Below are 17103 nucleotides of genomic sequence, written 5' to 3'. Positions count from 1 at the left end.
TCGTCGTGCCGTTGGCACGATCCTAACACAGGTGCCTACTCACGTGAGTAGTCTCAGCGAAGATTTTTCCGGGGGGTGCCGTGGCGAAGCGACTGCCCGCCGAAGGCATCGACCCGGTTATTGCCCGGCATATTCCCGCTGACGCTCCGTTCCCTTCTGAGGGCTACCGTGTTGCGAAGTGGATCGAAGAGTTCTGCTTTCTGACGGGGTCATTCGCCGGTCAGCCTTTCCGGCTTCTCCCGTGGCAGCGGGAACTTCTCATTGACGCGTATGAGCTGACGCAAGACACGTTCGGCCGTTGGCGCCGGAAGCATCGCACGGTGGTCGTGTGCGTGGCGCGTAAGAACGGCAAGAGCACCATTGCGGCAGCCATCATGCTGTATCACCTGATTGCCGACCGGGGCGACGCACAGCGGCAGATCATCGCTGCGGCCAACGACCGGAATCAAGCCCGCATGGTGTTCGACGCTGCGAAGCAAATGGTGAACGCTTCCCCCAAGCTGTCCGCCGTTTGCAACGTCCAGCGTGACGTAATCCGGTACAAGGACAACACCTACCGGGTTGTGTCGGCCGACGCCGGGCGGCAGCAAGGTTTGAACCCGTGCGCCGTGTCGCTCGACGAGTACGCGTTCAGCAAGAACCCGGACCTGTTCGACGCGCTGACGCTGGGTTCCGCCGCACGTAACCAACCGTTCTTCCTGATCATTTCGACGGCCGGTCCCGATCCTGACGGCCCGTTCGCGCAACTCTGCGAGCAGGGTGAGCGCGTCAACTCCGGCGAAGCGGATGACCCAACGCTGTTCTATCGGTCCTGGGGACCGAAGATGGGCGAGACGGTTGACCACCTTGACCCGGAAGTGTGGCGGGCATGCAACCCGTCGTACGACATTCTGAATCCGGACGACTTCAAGGCAGCGGCGCAACGGAGCACGGAAGCTAGCTTCCGCATTTACCGGCTAAGTCAGTTCGTGCGTGGCGCGTCCACGTGGTTGCCGCATGGCTTGTGGGATTCACTCGCCACTGAGGGCGATCCGCTGGAGCCGGGTGACGAAGTCGTTCTTGGCTTCGATGGCTCGTGGAAGGGCGACAGTACGGCGCTCGTGGCTTGCCGCATCCGAGACCTTCGCGTCTTCGTGGTCGGCCACTGGGAAGCCCCGGCGGACGATATCCATTGGCGCGTGCCCATGGCCGACGTTCGCGAAGCGCTCCATACCGCGCTGGACGTGTACCGGGTGCGGAACCTTGTTGCCGACCCTTACCGGTGGGAAGAGACGCTGGACAACTTGGAGGCTGACGGCTTCCCCGTTGAGGCTTTTCCGACCAACTCCCTGAAGCGCATGGTGCCCGCAACGCAGGCCGTCTATGACGCTGCGCGCGATGGGCGCATGTCGCATGACGGCAATCCGGCACTCGCCCGGCACGTCGGTAACGCGGTGCTGAAGGAAGACAAGAACGGTGCGCGCATCACGAAGGAACACGCATCGTCGCGTCGGAAGATTGACCTTGCCGTCGCGATGATCCTTGCCGTCTGGGGCGCTGTGATGTGGCGCGAAGACAACGGCGCGCACGTGGATACGGCGATTGTCGCCACGTGGGAAGACGCCGACGGCCGCGTATTCAATGCCGGTATGCCCGGCACGGAAGACCTTCTGAACGACTTCTAGCCCAGCCTACTCACGTGAGTAGGCTGCACGACCCGAAGGGGGCACGGTGGGTTTTTGGTCTGCACTCCTCGGGCGGGGCTCGTCCCCTGCACTGGAAGCCGCGCGTGCGTGGGAACCATACGACCCGGCCGTCTATACGATGGGCGCTACTGCGGCGTCTGGTGAGCGGGTCACGCCCCGGGATGCGCTTCAGGTGTCGGCCGTGTTCGCGTCGGTCCGGCTCCTTTCCGAGACTATCGCCACGCTTCCGCTGACGACGTACAGCAAGCGGGGCGGATCGCGCCGGGAGATTGATTCGCCGGATTGGCTGGAGTACCCGAACGCTGAGCCGGGCGGCATGGGGCGCATCGACATTCTGTCTCAGCTTGTGCTGTCCCTGCTTCTTCAAGGTAATGCCTTCCTTGCGATTCGCTGGGTAGGGCCGAACATTGTCGGCCTGGACGTGCTTGACCCGACGAAGATCAACGTTCACATGGTCATGGTGGACGGCCTGCGCCGGAAGGTCTTCGAAGCGTTCGACGTGGACGACGACGGCAACGAAGTGCTGTTGGGTTGGTTCACGCCGAGAGACGTCCTGCACGTCCCGGGCATGATGCTTCCCGGTGACTTCGTTGGGTGTTCCCCGATCACGTATGCGCGTGAGGCCATCGGTCTTTCCCTCGCTGCGCAGAAGTACGGGGCGACGTTCTACCGGAACGGCGGCATGCCCGGCGCTGTGGTGGAAGTGCCCGGCGCCATGTCGGAAGAAGGGCTTGCCCGCGCTCGTGAAGCGTGGCGACTCGCTAACTCTGGCGTGGACAACGCGCATCGGGTCGCGCTTCTTACTGAGGGCGCGAAGTTCTCGAAGGTCGCTATCTCCCCGGACGAAGCGCAGTTCCTTGGTACGCGGCAATTTCAGGTTCCGGAAATCGCGAGAATTTTTGGCGTCCCTCCGCACCTGATTGCCGACGCAACGAATTCGACGTCTTGGGGTTCGGGCCTTGCTGAGCAGAACATTGCCTTCAGCATGTTCAGCCTTCGGCCGTGGCTTGAGCGAATCGAGTCTGGGTTCAACCGGCTTCTCTTCGCGGAGACGGCCGACCGGCACAAGTTCGTGAAGTTCAACCTTGACGGTATTCAGCGGGGCGCCCCGAAGGACCGTATGGAGCTTTACAGCTTGGGGCTTCAGAACGGCATCTATTCCATTGACGAAGTGCGCGCGGCTGAGGACATGCCGCCGCTTCCTGGCGGGCTGGGCGAGAAGTACCGCGTCCCGCTGAATCTGGGCGAAGTCGGCGCTGAGCCGAAGGAAGAAGTCCCGCCCACTCCCCCGGCTTCTGCAATGCCGGACCCGGCCACGGAGCCGGATGAAGAAGGGTCAACTGAAGATGACGGAGACGCGTGAACTTCGCGTAGCCGTCGGAGCACTTGAAGAGCGCGCGTCGGATGACGGGCGCATTTCTATGCGCGGGTACGCCTACCGGTTCAACGAACTGAGTCAGGATCTCGGCGGCTTCCGGGAACGAATTGTCCCCGGGGCGGGTGCTCCGTCGCTGCGGCAGAACGACGTGTACGCCACGTTCAATCACGATTCGTCCGCACTGCTTGGGCGTACGTCGTCCGGCACGCTGCGGGTTGGTGAAGACCGCGAAGGCGGATGGTACGAAATCGACCTTCCGAATACTTCGGTGGGTCGTGACGTTGCTGAGCTTCTGAAGCGCGGGGACCTTAAGGGCTCGTCCTTCACATTCCGCGTACTGGACGGCGGACAGCGGCGGGCGGACGACGACGACCCGGAAACCGGCCTTCCCATTCGGGAGATCACGGCCATGGACGTTCGGGAGTTGGGGCCGGTCACGAATCCGGCGTACCTGACCACGCAGGCTTCGCTTCGCTCCATTGAGCAGGCGCTAGCCATTGGGGAGTTCGCGCCCCCGAAGTCCGAAGAGCGCGATTCCCAGTCGGCAGGCGCAACGCCCCCGACTTCTCACCCTGACGCGCGTGCCCTTATCCGCGCGCTGAACAAGTAAGGAGTCCACATGGACGCCACTACCCTTAGCGCGAACTTTGAGGCGCGCGAGCGTGCGACCGCTGAGCTTCGCACCCTTACCGAGGAGTTCGCCGGTAGGGAGATGACGGCTGAGGCGCGCGAGAAGGAAGAGCGCCTTCTCACGGCCGTGGCCGACTACGACGGCCGGATCAAGCGTGGCATTGAGGCCATCAAGGCTACCGACGCCGTTACGTCTCTGCTGTCCGGCCTTCAGGGTTCCGGCTCCGGCACGGGTTCGCAGCGGTCGGCCGACGCGGACGACGAAGCCGTACTTCGGGCGGGCAACCTGGGCGAGGCTCGTTCCTTCGAGTTCGCCCCCGAGAAGCGCGACGGCACGAAGGCCGGTAACCCGAACGTCCTGTCCCGCACCCTTTACGGTCAGCTCATTGCGCAGGCCGTTGAGCGTTCGGCCATCATGCGCGGCGGCGCTACGACCTTCACGACGTCCGACGCCAACCCGCTGGACTTCACCGTCATCACGGGTCGCTCTTCGGCGTCCATCGTTGGCGAGACGGCGCCGGTTCCGGAGTCGTACCCTTCGACCACGCAGCGGAGCATGGGCGGGTTCAAGTACGGCTTCGCTTCGGTCGTGTCGTACGAGTTCGCCACGGATCAGGTGCTTGACCTTGTCGGCTTCCTGGTCAGCGACGCGGGTCCGGCCATCGGTGACGCCATGGGTCGCCACTTCATCACGGGTACGGGTACGGGTCAGCCGCGCGGCATCCTGACCGACGCTTCTCCGGCCACGGCTACGTTCACCGCTACGGCAGAGGACAGCTCCGTTTCGGACGCGCTGATTGACCTGTTCCACGAGGTTCCGTCGGCTTACCGCGCTAACGCGAAGTACGTCGTAAACGACCTTCGCGCCGCACAGATGCGCAAGCTCAAGGACGCGAACGGCCAGTACCTTTGGCAGTCGGGCCTTACGGTCGGCGCCCCGTCCACGTTCAACGGCAAGGTCGTTGAGACGGACGACGGCATGCCCGCCGACAAGGTTCTGTTCGCAGACCTGTCGAAGTACCGGGTCCGCTTCGCCGGTTCGCTCCGCGTTGACCGTTCGGTGGACGCCAAGTTCTCGACGGATCAGATCGTCTACCGGTTCCTTCAGCGTGCGGACGGGCTGCTTGTCGATGCTCGTGGCGCGAAGGTGCTGACGGTCGGCGCCGGAGCCTGATCCTTCCCAGCGGCGGGGCGTCTCAGACTACTCACGTGAGTAGGTTGGGGTGCCCCGCCCTGGGCTCCTGAAAGGGGGCGCAGCGTGGCATACGCAACGATTGATGAGCTTCGCGCGCTGGACGGGCTTGAAGACTCTTCGCTGTTTCCCGACACCCTTCTGTCTGAGGCTATCGACTTCGCTGTTGAAACCGTTGAGGTCTACTGCGGGCAGAAGTGGGAGACGGCGGAGAATCCCACGCCGGAAACCATTCGGTGGTGCGTCCGCACTTTGGCGCGGCAGTACGTCCTTGACGGCGTATCGCGCATTCCCGATAGGGCACTTCAGCTCCAGTCGGAATTCGGGTCAATTCAGCTTGCGCAGGCCGGGGGCAACTGGCGCCCGACGTCGCTGCCTGAAGTGAACGCGAAGCTGAATCTGTATCGCGCCCGCCTGCCGTTCATCTTCATGTAGGGGGCGGGGCGTGGCACTGATCTTTGATACGAAGGTGGCGCTCTTCGGTGCCCTGAAGGCGGCTGTTCCTGCGGGCGTGCAGTGCACCTTCGCTGAGACGGGCGACACGGCCCGGCGCAAGTCGGTTTGGCTGGGGGCGACGACGGACGATGAACTTGCGCCCGTGGCTATGCGTGCCGGGGCGAAGCCGACGAACGTGACCGGCTACGTAGAGGCTCACGCCGTTGTGACGACGCCCGGCAACCCTGTCGACGCCGAACGCGCCGTGTACGAAATTCGGGACAGCGTGCGGGTTGCCTGCGCGGCACTGAACGCCAACCTGACTTCCGTGCCGGGGTTGCTCGACGTTCGGCCGGAGTCGGCAAGCGTCGAATCCACTGAGACAACAGACGGCGCTTACGCGGCGCTGACACTTCGCGTCCGTGTTCGTGGGCGCGTCTACCAATAGGAGGGGGCGCACGCATGGCGCTGGACGCAAGCATTGGCATTGGCCGTGAGGATTCGTACGGGTCCCTGTCGGCCGTCGTTGAGGGGTACGAGGGACAGGCCGACTCATGGAAGACCACGCGCGAGTTCATTGAGTCTGTCGGCTTCCGCGCGGGCATGCAGACAGCGCGTGCCGACCGGCGAAACATCGTCAACATGGGCGGGGAAGGTGAGCTTGAAGTAGACCTTCTCGACGCCGGAGCCGGTTCGCTTCTGAGCGCTGCTTTCGACAAGACCACGGTCACCGACACCGGCGGCGTGAAGACCACCGTGCTTGAGACGTCGGACGTCACGCAGGCTCCGAGCTTCTCAGCGCAGATGGTCCGGCCGGGCACCGACGGCACGAAGGTCGCGTATAAGCACCTGGGCTGCGTGGCCACCGAATGGAGCCTGACGGCTGAGGTTGAAGAAGCGGTGAAGCTCAGCGTTTCGTTCGACTTCCAGGACGTGACGCACACGACGAACCCGGCTCAGATCGTGGCGCCCACGTACCCCGCTGCCGCGTACCCGTACGACTGGACCCGCACGGCCATCGAGCTGAAGCGGGATGACGTGGCCGTGGCGTTCGACGCAACGTCTGTTGAGCTGACCGGCGAACTGGGCATGAAGACGGACCGGCGCTTCCTGCGGTCGAACGCGCTGAAGAAGAAGCCGGTTCGCAATGCCGTGCCCACGTACGAAGGCACGCTTGAGGGCGAGTTCAGCGCCGCTTCGCTGGGGCTGTACGACGCGTTCGTTGCCGGTGAAATCTGCGCGCTGAAGCTCACGTTCGGCGGGCTGCTTCCCGGGACGTCGCTCACCGTTGAGTGCCCGGCTATTCAGTTCACCGGCGAGTCTCCTGAAGCGGCCACTGACGAAGTCACCGTTCACAACCTGCCGTTCCGAGTGCTTGACCCGGGCGACGGCAAGGCAGCCATCAAGCTCACGTACGTTGAGCCGGGCACGGTTGCCGGTCCGTAGTGGCTCAGCGGTCCGCTTACACGGTTCGCGTTGAGGGACTTCGGGAGTTTCAGCGGAACGTTCGCACCCTGCGGAACAAGGAACTGAACAAGGCTGTCCGTGCCGCCAATAAGGCATCGGGTGAAGTCCTTGTTCCGCAGGCGAAGCTAGAAAGCCCGGACGGGCATCGCGACTCAAAGTCGTCGAAGAAGTACCGTCCCGGCAAGCTGGACAAGTCCATCAAGGTCACGGCGTCCGCGAAGGGCGCTGTCATCAAGGCCGGTTCCGCTGCGCGCGTGCCATATGCCGCAGCAATTCACTTCGGCTTCAAGCGCCGAAACATCAAGCCGAACCGGTTCCTTTTCCGTGCCATGGCGCGTAAGTCCGCTGTGGTGGCTGAGACGTACGAGCGCCGTATTCGCGCTGTCGTCGCCCAATACTTGGAGAGTTGATATGCCCGCGAAGAAGTCTGAGTTCACCCTTCCCGAGAACCTGACTCTTGACCTGAAGCTTGATTCTCTGAGCATCGACGAGATTGACGCCATTGAGGAGATCACGGGTCAGCCGCTTGACATGCTGAACAAGCCCGGTTCCCGGCGCGCACCCATGCTGCGGGCTATGGCGTACGTGGTCATGAAGCGCAAGTACCCGGAGATTACGCCGGAAGACGTCGGTCGGCTGAAGCTGAACCTGAAGGGCAAGGGAAAGCCGGACCCTACCGAAGCCAGCGCGTGATTGCGTGCGCGCGTCTGATCGGTCACTTCAAGGGGTTGACGTGGTCGGACGTGCGCAGCATGGAGCTTCGCGACTTCAACGCGCTGGTTGAACAGATGGCTGAGGACGTTGAGGCGGAGAAGAAGGAACTTCGTCGCGCGTCCCGTGGAAGGGGCGGAAGCGCCCAGGGTGGCGAACGGCGCACGCCGGTCATGACGTAAGGGGGCGCCGTGGCTCAGCCTATTCAGGTCACGATCATGGGCGACGCTGACCAGTTGTCACAGACGCTTGACGAAGCGTCGGAAGAAGTCAGCGCGTTCGGTGAGACGGCGAAGGGGCTTGCCCTTGCTGCGGGTGGCGCTATCGCCGTCGGCATCGGTATGGGCATTGCTTCGGCGCTGGAGAAGGAAGTCAGTAGTGACCTTCTCGCGGCTCAGTTGGGCGCGTCTCCCGCTGAGGCTAAGAAGCTGGGGGAAGCGGCCGGAGCGGTCTATTCGGCGGGTTACGGAGAGTCCGTGGCTGATGCCAATGAAGCACTGAAGGGGCTTTGGCAACAGGGGCTCGTGCCTGCGGACGCGACGGCTGACGAGATGGCCAACATTTCGAAGCGCGCAATGGACGTAGCTACGGTCCTGGGCGACGAAGTCGGGCCTACGTCTGCCGCCGTTGGTCAGATGCTCAAGACCGGCCTTGCCGCTAACGCCAACGAAGCCTTCGACATTCTGGTGCGCGGCGCCCAGCTTGGGGCCAACAAGTCGGAAGACCTGTTGGACACGTTCAATGAGTACGGCACTCAGTTCCGTTCGCTGGGCCTGAACGGTAAGACGGCAATGGGTCTGCTCTCCCAGGGTCTTCAGGGCGGCGCGCGGGACGCCGATATCGTGGCCGACTCGCTGAAGGAATTCGGTCTTATCGTCCGAGCGGGCGGAGACGACGTTGACGCCGCGTACAAGCAGATTGGCCTTTCCGGTAAGGAAATGACGGCGGCCGTCGCTGAGGGCGGACCGAAGGCCGCGAAGGCTTTGGAACAGACGCTTGACGGGCTTCGTAAGGTGAAGGATCCAGTCGAGCGCAGCGCCATTGCCGTGAAGCTTTTCGGTACGCAGGCAGAGGATATGCAGGATGCCCTTCTTGCGTTGGACCCGAAGTCGGCCGTTGATGCGCTGGGCAAGGTGGACGGCGCCGCCAAAAAGGCGGGCGACACAATGCACGACAATGCCGCAACGAACGTCAAGCAATTCACGCGCGCTCTTCAGTCGGAGTTTACGGATTTCCTGGGCGGCACGGTTATCCCGGCCGTCGAGTTCCTGATTGGGAAGCTTGGGGCCGTGGGCGCGGCCTTCGCTACGGCTGCCGGTTTCGTGTCTCAGCACAGCACGATATTCGGCGTGGTCGGCGGGCTGATCATGACGCTGATACTTCCGGCGCTCGTGGCGTGGCTGTACCAACAGGGCGTTACTGCGGCGGGCGTCGTGGCCGGTTGGGTGACCACGGCAACGGCGTCCACCACTTCGGCAGCGACTCAGGTTGCGTCGTCGTGGGCGACCATCGGCGGGTGGATCGCTGCCGCCGCTCGTGCCGTGTGGGCGGGTGCCGTCATTGTCGGCCAATGGGTGCTCATGGGCGCTCAGGCAGTGGCTAACGCGGCGCGCATGGCTGGGGCGTGGCTTATCGCCATGGGCCCGATTGGTCTGCTGATCGCTGCCATTGTGGGGCTCGTGGTCGTCATTGTCGCCAACTGGGACACCGTGTGGAAGTACACGCAGAAGGTGTTCGGGTGGCTGTGGGGCTGGGTTCAGAAGATCTTCGGGTGGCTCCGAGACCTGTTCCTGAACTTTTCCGGGCCGGGCATCCTGATCAGGCATTGGGACAAGATCTGGTCGGCCACGCGGAGCACGTTCAACAACGTGCGGAAGTTCGCGAGTGACGCGCTGGACGCTGTTGTGAACTTCGTTCGCAGCCTGCCTTCCCGGCTTGCGTCCGCTGCGGTGCGGCTGGTGCAGGCGGGCCGGAACATCGGCGGCAACGTCATCGACGGAATCAAGTCGGGGCTTTCGCGGCTGGGCGGTTTCGCGTCGTCACTGTCGGCTTCGGTGGCGGGGGCAGCGAAGGGTGCGATCAACGGCGTCATTGATCTGCTGAACTTCGCCATTCCGAACAAGCTGGGTTGGGGCAAGCTCAGCATTGATCTTCCCGCTAATCCGATTCCGAAGATTCGCGCCATGGGTGGTCCGGCGTCGGGCCGTGTGCGCGTTGGCGAGCGTGGACCGGAGGAAGTCATTTTGCCGAACGGCTCAACGGTCGTGCCGAATCACCGACTCAGCGGTAACGCCGGAGTGGTGGTTAACGTGCAGACGAACGCGGACCCGTGGCAGATCGGCCGCGAAGTGGCGTGGGCGCTGCGGACTAGCGGATGACGACGTTTCAACCTACTCACGTGAGTAGGCTGGGAGGGGTGTTGAAGTGGCGGAGTTGAGCGACTGGACGTGCGAGTACGGCGGACTTGTTATGGGTCTGCCGGACTCCGCCATTTCAATCGTCGGCGTCGATGGCCTTCTGTCGCTGCCGGAAGTCCGTTCTTCGGATCTGGTCCTGGTGCAGCGGGACGGGCTATGGCCGGGTGACGACTACCTGAACGGCCGCACGGTCACGCTGACGCTGGAGATCTACGGCAGTACGCGGGAAGAGTTCACGGCGGCGCTGAACGCCCTTCAGGCGGCTTTCATGCCGGGTCAGGATGAGCGCCCGTTTCGGTTCCTGTTTCCTGGCGTAGCGGGCGACCGCGCCGGGTACGTGAACGCCCGGGTTCGTCGGCGGAGTGCTCCGCTGGATCTGAACTTTGCGTACCTGACGTGCAACATGGTCATTGAGCTGTTCGCTACTCAGCCGTACATCTATGCGGACTCGCCCCGCACGATCACGGCGCGGAGCTATCGGCGCACGGTTTCCCCGAACGGCTTCGTGCCGCCCGCTGTGGTGCCGTGGAATATCAGCACGCAGGGCGCCCAGCCGGTTGACCCGGTTACGCGTTTCACGCAGTACGGATCTTTCGCTGCGCGCCCGTTCATCATCATTGAGAATGCGGCTTCCCCCGTGCTTATCGACGACGTCACGGGGCTGTTCTTCGGTGTCGATTACGACGGCACGTTGCTGGTGGATTGCGCTGCGGAGACGGTTACGAATGCGGCCGGTACGGATATGAGCGGCCGGATTTCGGTTGGCTCGTCGTGGCCGGAGTTTGCGCCGGGTGAGCATCGGCTTCGTCTGCGGAGTCGGGACGAGTACACGGCAGCGACGGCAACTCTTACATGGTCGGATAGGTGGGTTTGATATGGCGTCCCTTGCATGGTTTCAGGACGGCGTGGGGTACGGCGCGTCGGAGCTTGCCACGTGGCAGGCGCTTCTTCAGTCGCGCGGCACCTTCCGTCATCTGTTCCGTACGGCGGAGGAGTTTCGCGGCACGTCGGACACGGTGGCTCGTACGGTTGCTGTTGCTGCGGGCAGCGTGCTCGTGGGCAGCGCTACCGGCGGCGCCACGTGGGCGTGGTCTAGTGGCGTGACGCTGAACGTCCCGGCGGCTTCTAACCTGAACCCGCGTAAGGACCTGATCATTGCCCGGCTCACGACGACGGCCGTTGAGGGCGCGAACGGCCTTTCCATTGAGCTTCTCGAAGGCACTCCTGCCGCTGCCCCCGTGGCGCCCGCACGGCCGGATAACGCCGTTGCGCTGCTGGTGCTGGACGTGCCGAAGTCGTCTGCCACGTGGACGCTGACGCCGGTCCGCACTACGGGGCAGTACGCGGATCAGGCGGCGCTGTGCGACGGTTTCGCGGCTATCGACTGGGCGGGCGTTCTGCCGTCGGCGTCGGGCTTTCCTACGGGCTTCACGCTGTACGACTACGGCACGAATCAGCGATGGGTACGGCGGGCTAACCAGAGTTGGTACACGACCGACTACGGGCCGTGGGCTGCCGTGTCGCTGTTGAACTTCACGGTTGGTTCGACAAACGTCACGACGTCGGGTGAGCTGTGGGCACGGGAGTCGTCCGCTGCGTGGGAGATCTCCGGGCGGGTGGACTTCTCCCCCGGCTTCACTCCGAACGGGCTTGTGTCGTCCATCGGGTCGGTTCCGTCGACCATTTCCCGGCCGACGGCGCACACGTACACGGTGGTGGGTCAGTCGTACAGTTCGGCGTCGGGCATCAACGCGGCGCGGCTTGCGTACACGACGTCGGGCGGGCTGGAAATGGGAGCGGACGGCGGGGGCACGATCTCCGCCCTGTACGTGAACGCCCAGCTTTCGAAGAGTCCGGCGAACACGTGAGTCCCCGACTCCCTTCATAGAGGGTAGGGGGTTTACTCATGTCGACGAAATACGAAGTCCTTCAGGTTGAGGCCCGTACGGGCGACGTTGAAGCGTCGTTGCCGTTCACGGGCCTTTCCTACAGTGAGGCACTTAACGGCGCCGGGTCGGCCACCGTGACCATTCCCCTGGACGCCGCCGACCCTTCAACGCTGCTTGTGGGCCGGAGCGCACTCGTTCCGACGGCCGACGGCGAACCCGTGTGGGGCGGGCTTTTGTGGGGCGCTACCGCTGACCTTGCTGCCGGGACGCTGACGCTGAACGCGTCCGGGTGGCACAGCTATTACGACCGGCGCTTTCTGGTGCGGTGGGTCCCCCGGCCGGGGAATGTCACGCTGGGAAAGTGGCGCGGCTATACGGCGCGTAAAGAGCGCTCCGAAATGCTGCGCGATTGGTACGAACTGACGAGCACGGGCGGTATCGACACTGACACGTCGATGCTGACGGAACGGGGCTTTTTCCGGAAGCGGGATTGGTCGTTCTCCGAATTCAAGAACATGGCGGAAGGCATTGCGGAGCTTGCCGAAGAAGGCAGCGGGTTTGACTTTTGGTACGAGACTGTGTGGCGCAATTCGGCGCGCACTCGTATCGCGAACCGGATCCGCACGCGCCCCCGCCTGTCGCGCTCGTTCCCCACGCTGACGCACCGCAGCAACGCCGACGTTACGCAGGTCTCCTACGACGGCACGAAGCTAGCGACCCGGGCATGGGCTTTTGGTGCTGACGACGGCAAAGGGTCGAAGCCGATAGCCACGAGGGACAACGCGCTTGACACGCCGACCTTGCATCAGGTGACGACGTTCTCTGACGTGAAGGGGACGGCGGAGCTTCAGCCGAAAGCGTCTGCGATGGCAGCGGCCGGGAGGGCGCCCATCGCCATTCCTACGCTGACCGTTTATCCGGGCTTGTTCCGGCCTTCTCAATTCATGCCGGGTGCCGTCGGCTACGTGAAGGCCAGCGCGGGTTACGTGCGGCTGAGTGACGATTACGTGCTTACCGAGCGCCACGTGAACGTGAACGAGAACGGCACCGAATCCATTTCTCTGGCACTCGCAAGCAAAGAGGTCTTTCTCAGTGACGATTCAAGCTAACGCCCGGCCGCCTTCCCTGGTGGCTGAGCTGCAAGAGCTGAAGCGGCGGGTTGCTGCGCTGGAGCGTAAGCCGAAGCTGGGCAGCGTGAATGAGCGCTTGCCGTACGGCTCGTTTCAGTCTCCGTCGCTTGAGGGCACGCCGGGTCCGACGGCTCACACGCTGGGCGTCATCAATTCGACCGGCCTGAACATGCCGACGCTGATCATGCTCATTCCCTTCCACATTCCGCAGGGCACTACGGCAGCGCTTGACGTGTCGGTGACCGTGTGGCTTCGGGACATGATCAGCGGCGCGAAGACGCGCGAAATCACCCTGACGGCCGCTGACGACGCGTCCACGCCTGGCAATACGCGCACGATCACGTGGGCGTGGCAGCACCCTCAGCCGGTCAGCTTCGACGACACGAACGAGTGGAAGGGCTTCGCCGTCGAGTACCGCGTGAACAAGCGCGCCGACTTCGGCGGACAGTCGCTAACCGTCGGCATGGGAAACCCGCTGCTGATCACGGGTGTCCCGGCGGACACGTACGAAGAAGAGGCTCGGGACGGAAACCCGCGCATCGGTGGCGGGCTTACGCCGACGGACGGGGGGCCGGTGACATGGGTCTGACCGACATGGTGGGCGCCGCCGAAATTGCGGGCGGCGTCTGCCTGTTCTTGATGCTGGTCTACCGACAGGTGAAGACCGGTGCTCGTGATGCGTGGCGCGAGGAGGCTGAAGCCCAGACGGCGCGCGGCGACCGGTTGGCCGAAGACGTTAAAACGCTCGTCGACGAAGTGCGCGCTCTCCGCGCCGAGAACGAAAAGCTTCGGGGTGAAGTGGCGCTTCTCCGCGCCGAGAATCGTGAGCTTCGCGCGCACATTGATTTGCTGATTGGGGGCGGAGATGAGTAATCCCGACCTGATTCCCACGGTGCGCGTTATGGCGACGTACCTGGGTCCGGACAAGCGACCGCTGAAGGGTTCGGTCACGTTCAACGGTCCCCCGCTTCTGACTTTCCCGGAAGCTGATCTGTTCATCGCGGGCGCCGTCGTGTGCACGCTGGACGAACAGGGGCGACTTATCGACCCGGCGGGGAACCTGGGCGTTCTCCTTCCGGCGACGGATTCACCCAACATGAATCCGACCGGCTGGGCGTACACGGTGAAGGAGTCGCTGACCGGCGTCACCGGAACCCGCACGTACGCCATGCTGCTTCCCCAGGACACGCCCGGCGGCAGCGTTGACCTTGCTGACGTCGCCCCGACGGACCCGACCACGCCGAATTACGTGCCGGTCATGGGCGCGAGTGCGTACGAGATTGCCGTCAAGGAAGGCTTCGTTGGCACCGAGTCTGAGTGGGTCGCGTCCCTGAAGGGCGCTAAGGGCGATCCCGGTTCCATCACGTCCGTGAACGGCAAGACAACGTCGTCCGTGACGTTGAACGCTGCCGACGTGGGGGCGCTCGCACTGACCGGCGGGACCATCACGGGCACGCTGCGGGTGGACACGGCTCAGCACGGCTTCACGGCCAAGTCCACTGTCACGGCGAACGGGCACGCTGTCACGGCATGGATGGCAGCGACGAGCGGCACGGGTAGCGCGCTCAACGCGGTGTCGGACAACCCTGGTTTCTCCGCTGTTCAGATCAGCGGCAAGGAAACGAACACGGGCACTATCAAGGTCACGCACGCGAAGCCGGGCACGGAGAACGACGCGGGTGCGGCGGCGCTAAGTATCGACCTTGTGGGCGCCGGTACGGCCGCGCAGGGAATCTTCATCAACTCCACGGTCGAACGTCTCGACGGCGAGTCGGGCACGACCGGCAACCTGATCACCGTCCGGAACCGGAAGGGCTTCGAGGACTTCAAGCTTGCCGGTAACGGACGCCTGTCCATGGGTGCAGCCATCGGCTACAACCCTACGGCGATGGTTGACCTTCGCATGCCGGATACGGCCGTGCCTGCCCTGATTGTGCGCGCTGCGGGAACGACGGGCGCGAACCTGACAGAGTGGCAGCGGAGCACTGACGGAGCCGTTCGCACGCGCATCACGCCGCTTGCCCAGTTCGTGACGCTGGAGACGCTATACGCGGCCGGTACGGGCCTTCAGGTTGGTTCCACCTCAGTGACCTTCGGTGGCGGATCCGGCGTGCTAGGCATCGCCAACGCAACCACCGTGCCGAACGCTGCCACGATCACGGGCGGAGGAGTGCTGTACGCGGAAGGTGGCGCGCTGAAGTGGCGCGGCTCCAACGGCACCGTCACGACCATTGCCGCTGCCTAACCCAGCCTACTCACGTGAGCAGGCTGAGCCCCTCAGTAATCCGACTGGGGGGCTTTGTGTTGCACAGAATGGAGCACGAGTGAGCATCGCAAAGCTTGTCGCCGTCGCGAAGGCGGAAGTCGGTACGCACGAGTCGCGGGCGGGTGGCCACTGGGTCAACGACTCGAAGTACAATCGCTGGCTGGGCAAGATCCCGGGTTACCCGCGCGACGGCTACGGCTACCCCTGGTGTGCTGCGTTCGTTGCATGGTGCGCCGATCAGGCCGGTATGAAGGCGCTGTTTCCGAAGACGGCTTCGTGTGCCGTGGGCGTGTCGTGGTTCAAGAACAAGGGCCGCTTCAGCGAGTACCCGGCCGTGGGGGCGCAGGTGTTCTTCGGCCACGGTGGCGGTACTCACACGGGTCTTGTGGTGGCGTATGACGCCGACACGATCACGACCGTTGAGGGGAACACGAACGCTTCCGGCGGGGCTGAGGGCGACGGTGTGTACCTGAAGACGCGGCGTCGTCGTGACGCGTACGTGTACGGCTACGGCTACCCGGACATAGCGGGGGGCGTGTCTGCTGACCCGGACGCCCCGAAGTACGGGTACAAGCACGCGAAGACGGGCAAGGTGGCAGCGCCCGGCAAGCCCGCTGAGCCGAAGCCGTCCGCTCCCGTGAAGCCGAAGTACGAGCCGTTCCCCGGCGCCGCGTTCTTCAAGCGTGAGCCGAAGTCGCCGGTCATCACGGCCATGGGTAAGCGGCTCGTGGCTGAGGGGTGCTCCGCCTACAAGGACGGCCCTGGTCCGCAGTGGACGGACGCCGACCGTGCTAGCTACGCAAAGTGGCAGCGCAAGCGGAACTTCACCGGCTCCGACGCTGACGGGTGGCCGGGCAAGTCCACGTGGGACGCGCTGAAGGTGCCGAAGGTTAGCTAACTCTGCGTTAGCTCCGCGGTGTGGGGTATGTCCGGTTTTACCCTGGTGTGCCCCACGCCGGCATTTCCCAAGATCGTAACTGACAGTTAGGAAAAGCATGGGTGAGCACAGCAAGCCGGGCGGCTCGTACCTGGGCGCCGTCCCGGGATGGATCAAGCGGCATCCGAAGGTCGTGAGCGCGGTCGTTGTTGGCGTCATCGGCGTCGCTTCTGCCATCTGGCCGGACTTCCCCGCCGCTGCCGTCCTGGGCTTCGCGCATTCCGTCCTGGGCGTGTAGGTAACCGACTCCCTTCCTGGTCTTCAGAAGATCAGGAAGGGAGCTTTTTCGTGGCCTATTACAAGAGCATTGGCCTTATCGGTCCGGCCCAGTCGGGGAAGGACTCCATTGGTAAGAGACTCGGTCAGCGCTACGGATACCAGCGCGTGGCGTTTGCCGACCCGTTGAAGCGTGCGGCGCTGAAGGTTGACCCGCTCATTCCCCTGTCTTACGGCGTTCACGGCCGTCTGTCGAAGCTCGTTCAGGGCGTCGGCTGGGACTACGCGAAGATCACGTACCCGGAAGTGCGGCGCGTCCTTCAGCACATCGGGCAGACGGTTCGCGAGATTGACCCGGGATTCTGGGTTCGCGCGGCGCTGCCTGCCATCGAAGCGGCGGAGCGGCTGAGCCTGCCGGTTGTGGTGACCGACGTCCGGTACGAGAACGAAGCCCGCGCGCTGCAAGACATGGGATTCCATATGATCCGCGTCACACGCCCGGGTGCGGGTGTCCGTGGCGGTGGTGCGCAGCACGCGAGCGAAACGGAGCTTGCCAACTACCCGACGGCGCTGACCATCGCGAACACGGGGACGCTGGACGACCTGAACCGGATCGTTGACAGTCTCCTTCTCCCCCGCTCCGCGCAGCGCCGCTGACGCACGCCCCCTACTGACTGACCTTCGGGTTGGCCGGTAGGGGGCTTTTCTCGTGTTCGGGTTGTGCCTACTCACGTGAGTAGGCTAGGTTGA

At 63.9% G+C, this 17103-nt stretch carries 19 protein-coding genes; all 19 read left to right on the top strand.

Translation table 11 applies throughout. The annotated features are described in order from the left end of the window. Nucleotides 1-80 precede the first annotated feature (80 nt). On the top strand, nt 81-1664 hold the full coding sequence (locus tag Q5694_RS09005) for a terminase large subunit domain-containing protein (protein ID WP_333931989.1): 1584 nt from the start codon (nt 81-83) through the stop codon (nt 1662-1664). 139 nt (nt 1665-1803) lie between these two features. After that, complete coding sequence (locus Q5694_RS09000) at nt 1804-3048, top strand: phage portal protein (protein ID WP_333931987.1); 1245 nt, start codon at nt 1804-1806, stop codon at nt 3046-3048. Then, entirely contained in the window at nt 3011-3673 is a 663-nt protein-coding gene (locus Q5694_RS08995) for an HK97 family phage prohead protease (RefSeq protein ID WP_333931985.1), read from the top strand. Before Q5694_RS09000 ends, Q5694_RS08995 begins: the two co-directional genes overlap by 38 nt. Nucleotides 3674-3682: 9 nt before the next feature. After that, on the top strand, nt 3683-4867 hold the full coding sequence (locus Q5694_RS08990) for a phage major capsid protein (protein WP_333931984.1): 1185 nt from the start codon (nt 3683-3685) through the stop codon (nt 4865-4867). Nucleotides 4868-4951: 84 nt separating this feature from the next. After that, nucleotides 4952-5320, top strand: a complete 369-nt coding sequence (locus tag Q5694_RS08985) for a hypothetical protein (protein ID WP_333931983.1) — start codon at nt 4952-4954, stop codon at nt 5318-5320. Nucleotides 5321-5330: 10 nt separating this feature from the next. Beyond that, nucleotides 5331-5768, top strand: coding sequence for a hypothetical protein (locus tag Q5694_RS08980; protein ID WP_333931982.1), 438 nt, complete (start codon nt 5331-5333; stop codon nt 5766-5768). Nucleotides 5769-5782: 14 nt separating this feature from the next. After that, nucleotides 5783-6766, top strand: coding sequence for a phage tail tube protein (locus tag Q5694_RS08975; RefSeq protein WP_333931981.1), 984 nt, complete (start codon nt 5783-5785; stop codon nt 6764-6766). Continuing rightward, the gene (locus Q5694_RS08970) at nt 6766-7197 is read left to right on the top strand and encodes a hypothetical protein (RefSeq protein ID WP_333931980.1); all 432 of its coding nucleotides are present in this window, start codon (nt 6766-6768) and stop codon (nt 7195-7197) included. Before Q5694_RS08975 ends, Q5694_RS08970 begins: the two co-directional genes overlap by 1 nt. Nucleotide 7198: 1 nt before the next feature. Further along, nucleotides 7199-7480: a hypothetical protein gene (locus tag Q5694_RS08965; protein ID WP_333931979.1), complete on the top strand. Its 282-nt coding sequence runs from the start codon at nt 7199-7201 to the stop codon at nt 7478-7480. Nucleotides 7481-7689: 209 nt separating this feature from the next. Further along, complete coding sequence (locus Q5694_RS08960; RefSeq protein WP_333931978.1) at nt 7690-9876, top strand: phage tail tape measure protein; 2187 nt, start codon at nt 7690-7692, stop codon at nt 9874-9876. Between the two features lie 46 nt (nt 9877-9922). Further along, the gene (locus Q5694_RS08955; protein ID WP_333931977.1) at nt 9923-10789 is read left to right on the top strand and encodes a hypothetical protein; all 867 of its coding nucleotides are present in this window, start codon (nt 9923-9925) and stop codon (nt 10787-10789) included. A 1-nt stretch (nt 10790) separates the two neighbouring features. Then, a complete protein-coding gene (locus Q5694_RS08950; RefSeq protein ID WP_333931976.1) occupies nt 10791-11783 on the top strand; it encodes a hypothetical protein in 993 nt (330 codons plus the stop codon). A gap of 38 nt (nt 11784-11821) precedes the next feature. Then, on the top strand, nt 11822-12913 hold the full coding sequence (locus Q5694_RS08945) for a hypothetical protein (RefSeq protein WP_333931975.1): 1092 nt from the start codon (nt 11822-11824) through the stop codon (nt 12911-12913). 19 nt (nt 12914-12932) lie between these two features. Then, complete coding sequence (locus Q5694_RS08940) at nt 12933-13523, top strand: hypothetical protein (protein WP_333931974.1); 591 nt, start codon at nt 12933-12935, stop codon at nt 13521-13523. Further along, entirely contained in the window at nt 13514-13807 is a 294-nt protein-coding gene (locus Q5694_RS08935; protein WP_333931973.1) for a hypothetical protein, read from the top strand. The genes Q5694_RS08940 and Q5694_RS08935 overlap by 10 nt, the downstream gene beginning before the upstream one ends. 28 nt (nt 13808-13835) lie before the next feature. Next, a complete protein-coding gene (locus tag Q5694_RS08930; RefSeq protein WP_333931971.1) occupies nt 13836-15179 on the top strand; it encodes a hypothetical protein in 1344 nt (447 codons plus the stop codon). A 79-nt stretch (nt 15180-15258) separates the two neighbouring features. Continuing rightward, nucleotides 15259-16098: a peptidoglycan-binding protein gene (locus Q5694_RS08925; RefSeq protein ID WP_333931970.1), complete on the top strand. Its 840-nt coding sequence runs from the start codon at nt 15259-15261 to the stop codon at nt 16096-16098. Nucleotides 16099-16195: 97 nt separating this feature from the next. Next, complete coding sequence (locus Q5694_RS08920; protein WP_333931969.1) at nt 16196-16375, top strand: hypothetical protein; 180 nt, start codon at nt 16196-16198, stop codon at nt 16373-16375. A gap of 50 nt (nt 16376-16425) precedes the next feature. Then, entirely contained in the window at nt 16426-17010 is a 585-nt protein-coding gene (locus Q5694_RS08915; protein WP_333931968.1) for a deoxynucleotide monophosphate kinase family protein, read from the top strand. Nucleotides 17011-17103 lie beyond the last annotated feature (93 nt).

It is taken from the genome of Streptomyces sp. AHA2, from assembly GCF_036857595.1.
Taxonomy (GTDB): Bacteria; Actinomycetota; Actinomycetes; order Streptomycetales; family Streptomycetaceae; genus Streptomyces.
This window is presented reverse-complemented; position numbering and strand designations above follow the sequence as displayed.